The sequence below is a fragment of the Kribbella sp. genome, from assembly GCF_035655035.1.
Lineage (GTDB): Bacteria > Actinomycetota > Actinomycetes > Propionibacteriales > Kribbellaceae > Kribbella.
Genome location: NZ_DASRVN010000115.1, coordinates 1 through 3,614 on the forward strand (window position 1 = coordinate 1; position 3,614 = coordinate 3,614).

Below are 3,614 nucleotides of genomic sequence, written 5' to 3' on the forward strand. Positions count from 1 at the left end.
TACGTCGCCAGCCATCGACGGGTACAGCTGTGGCCCCTCCACCAACGCAGGTACGTCGCCAAGGCCCCGCTCTCGCACGTCCTCGACTACCAGCTCCAGGCGGAGCTGAGCGATCCCCACGAAGGCATCGGCCGCGAACGAAGGTCCTACGGCGAGGTCTTCCGCCAACGGCCGCAGCGGTGGCAGCCGGTCGAGGTGTGCGTACGTCCACAGGTCGATCGGATGCAGCGGCAGGTCGCCGCGGCGGGCGAGGTCCCGCGCAATCGTCGACTTCCCCGCACCCGGGGCCCCACCGATCCACACCATCGCCGGCCAGCTCACCCGACATATCCTGCTAGGGCCGTATGTACGTCGCCAGTGAGGCCGCACCGGCCGGGGTGACCGAGGCCAGTTTCAGGTGCACCGGCTGGTCCAGCGGGCCGAAGATCTTCTCACCGTCGCCGACGATCGACGGGAGGGTCATCAGCCGGTACTCGTCGACCAGGTCCGCCGCCTGCAGCGCACGGATCACGCTCAGGCTGCCGGTGACCGCGACCGTCCGCGGCTCCGACCGCACGTACTCGGCCAGCGAGCCCGGCATCAGCGTCGAGTTCGGGAACGCCGAGAGATCGGTCAGCGAGTGCGACGCGACCACCTTGGCCATCTTGTTCATCCGGGTGGAGAAGTCGTCGGTCCGGTTCGGCCAGAGCCTGCTGAACAGCTCCCAGGTGTTCCGGCCGAGCAGCAGCACGCCGGTGTCCATCAGCTCGCCCAGCCGGAACTTGTCCCCACCGGTGGTCTCCGGTCCGTGCCGGAACGCCCAGCCGCCGTACGGCGTGCCCTGCGACCCGTCCGGGTCCGTGATGACGCCGTCCATGCTGACGAATGCGGTGACGATGACGTGGCCCATGGTTCCTGCTCCTTCGTTGCTGCGGTTGATGCCGGTACATACCGCCGACAGGCCCGCGATTCATCGGTCGTGTGACCTTGACCTCATTCAGCCAGCCCGTCTACCGTATGTTGTATGCAATCCCGCGGTGCGCACCTCGAGGCGATCCGGGACGACGGCGTCGTGGTGCACAGCCCCCGCGGCGACTTCACCGCCCGGACCCCGGCCACCGACGACCCGGCCGAGATCGGCCCGGTCGACTACGTCTTCCTCGGGCTGAAGGCGAACTCGTACGCCGCCGCCGGCCCGCTGCTACACGACCGTACGGTCGCGGTCGCCGCCCAGAACGGCATCCCCTGGTGGTACTTCCACGGCCTCAAGGGCCCGTACGAAGGCCGCTGGATCTAGTCGGTCGACCCGGGCAGCGCGGTCACCCGGTGCTCGACCTGGACCGCGCGGTCGGCTGTGTCGTCTACTGCTCGACGCAGCTCGAGGCGCCGGGCGTCGTACGGCATCTGGAAGGCACCCGCTTCTCGATCGGCGAGCCCGCGGGCGGTACCTCGGAGCGCTGCGAGCGGTTCAGTACGGCGATGGTCGCCGGCGGGCTGAAGTGCCCGGTCGAGGCGGACATCCGCAACGACATCTGGATCAAGCTGCTCGGGAACGCGGCCTTCAACCCGATCAGTGCGCTGGCCCGGGCGACGATGGTGGAGATCGCCACGCACCAGGGCACCCGGCAGATGGTCCGGCTGATGATGGAGGAGTCGCTGCGGATCGCGGCCGCGCTCGGCTGCCACCCGGACATCTCGGTGGACAAGCGGCTGGACGGCGCCGAGCGGGTCGGCGGGCACAAGACGTCGATGCTCCAGGACCTGGAGAAGGACAAGCCGCTCGAGCTCGACGTCATCCTCGCCGCGGTGGTCGAGCTGGCGGACCTCACCGGCGTACCGGCGCCGACGTTGCGCGCCGTTCATGCGGTCGCCGACCTGCTGGCCAGCAAGATCGGCGCCTGACGCGCCGTGAAACCGATGTGTTGACGCAAACATGTCTAGACTCCTGCCACACGGGAGGTGCCGGGTGGAGGGAACGGTAGGAAGACGGCGGCGGGGTCCGTCGATGGCCGATGTCGCGCAGCTCGCCGGGGTGTCCGGGCAGACCGTCTCACGGGTCGCGAACGGCCGGCAGAACGTCGACGCGCTCACCCGCGCCCGCGTGCAGGACGCGATGCGTCAGCTCGGCTACCGCCCGAACGGCGCCGCACGGGCCCTGCGCAGCGGCGAGTTCCGCAGCATCGGCGTGATCGTCTTCGAACTCTCCACGTTCGGTACGACGCGAACCCTGGACGCGATCGCCACCGCTGCCACCGCGCGCGGGTACTCCGTCAAGCTGATGCCGGTGCTGTCGGTCAACCGTCAGACGGTCGCGGACGCGTTCAGCCGGCTGGGGGAGCAGGCCGTGGACGGCGTCATCATGATGATCGAGGCGCACGTACTGGAGGAAGTGCGGCTGCCCGTCGGGCTCCCGGTCGTGGTGGTGCATGCCGGTGCGCACTACGACCACCCGGTCATCGACACCGACCAGACGCAGGGCGCCCGGCTGGCGACAGAGCATCTGCTCGAGCTGGGGCACCGGACCGTCTGGCACGTCGCCGGGCCGTCCTCGTCGTTCGCGGCCGACCAGCGTCGCCGATCCTGGGAGCAGACGCTCCGCGACCGCGGTTGCGACGTACCGCAGGTGCTGTTCGGGGACTGGACGTCGGCCTCCGGGTACGACGCCGGCCGCCGGCTCGCCGCGGATCCGGACGTCACCGCGATCTTCGTCGCCAACGACCAGATGGCGCTCGGCGTCCTGCGGGCCCTGCACACGCACGGCCGGGCGGTGCCGGACGACGTCAGCGTGGTCGGCTTCGACGACATGGAGGAGGCGGCGCAGTTCTGGCCGCCGCTCACCACCGTGCGTCAGTCCTTCACCGACATCGGCCGCCGCAGCGTCGACACCCTGCTCGCCGAGATCCACGCGATCGACCACCAACCCCCGCTCGCCGAGATCCACGCGATCGACCACCAACCCCCGCTCGCCGTCCCCACCGCACTCATCCTCCGGGCCAGCACCGCCGGTCCCCGCTGACCTTCGGCGGCTCGACAGGACGTATACGTCCACTGCGCCGTGGTCGAGCCAGCGCCAGGCCTGCGGGAGGGGGTGTACACACCTACACGTACTGTCGACCTGCCGAAGTCTCGGGGGAGAGGACTGCCCGGAGCAGGGCGGCGGTTTCGGTGGGGGTCTTGCCGACCTTCACGCCGACGGCCTCGAGGGCCTCCTGCTTCGCGGCGGCGGTGCCGGACGAGCCGGACACGATCGCGCCCGCGTGACCCATCGTCTTGCCCTCCGGCGCGGTGAAGCCCGCGACGTACCCGACGACCGGCTTGGTCACGTTCTCCTTGATGAACGCGGCCGCCCGCTCCTCGGCGTCACCACCGATCTCACCGATCATCACGATCGCGTCGGTGTCCGGGTCGTCCTGGAACGCCTGCAACGCATCGATGTGCGTCGTACCGATGATCGGGTCGCCACCGATCCCGATCGCGGTCGAGAACCCGAAGTCCTGCAGCTCGTACATCATCTGGTACGTCAGCGTGCCGGACTTCGACACCAGACCGATCCGGCCCTGGCCGGCGATGCTGGCCGGGATGATGCCGGCGTTCGACTCGCCCGGGGTGATGATGCCGGGGCAGTTCGGGCCGAT

The 3,614-nt window shown here is 69.6% G+C and carries 4 protein-coding genes and 2 pseudogenes; 3 read left to right on the forward strand and 3 right to left on the reverse strand.

All coding sequences use genetic code 11. The features are described 5' to 3' along the window. Together VFF46_RS06520 and VFF46_RS06525 are read right to left on the reverse strand one after the other, a co-directional pair. Positions 1-321: pseudogene (locus VFF46_RS06520) on the reverse strand (hypothetical protein); the annotation flags it as partial. A gap of 13 nt (positions 322-334) precedes the next feature. Next, positions 335-889, reverse strand: coding sequence for a dihydrofolate reductase family protein (locus tag VFF46_RS06525; RefSeq protein ID WP_325036111.1), 555 nt, complete (start codon positions 887-889; stop codon positions 335-337). A 114-nt stretch (positions 890-1,003) separates the two neighbouring features. Here VFF46_RS06525 and VFF46_RS06530 point away from each other — a divergent pair, with 114 nt between their 5' ends. The 3 genes from VFF46_RS06530 (at position 1,004) to VFF46_RS06540 (ending at position 2,995) form a co-directional block, all read left to right on the forward strand. Continuing rightward, positions 1,004-1,276, forward strand: coding sequence for a 2-dehydropantoate 2-reductase N-terminal domain-containing protein (locus VFF46_RS06530; protein ID WP_325036112.1), 273 nt, complete (start codon positions 1,004-1,006; stop codon positions 1,274-1,276). A 29-nt stretch (positions 1,277-1,305) separates the two neighbouring features. Continuing rightward, entirely contained in the window at positions 1,306-1,881 is a 576-nt protein-coding gene (locus tag VFF46_RS06535) for a 2-dehydropantoate 2-reductase (RefSeq protein ID WP_325036113.1), read from the forward strand. Between the two features lie 103 nt (positions 1,882-1,984). Next, the gene (locus VFF46_RS06540) at positions 1,985-2,995 is read left to right on the forward strand and encodes a LacI family DNA-binding transcriptional regulator (protein WP_325036114.1); all 1,011 of its coding nucleotides are present in this window, start codon (positions 1,985-1,987) and stop codon (positions 2,993-2,995) included. Positions 2,996-3,077: 82 nt separating this feature from the next. On the opposite strand, the pseudogene VFF46_RS06545 reads toward VFF46_RS06540, so the two are convergent. After that, positions 3,078-3,614: pseudogene (locus tag VFF46_RS06545) on the reverse strand (succinate--CoA ligase subunit alpha); the annotation flags it as partial.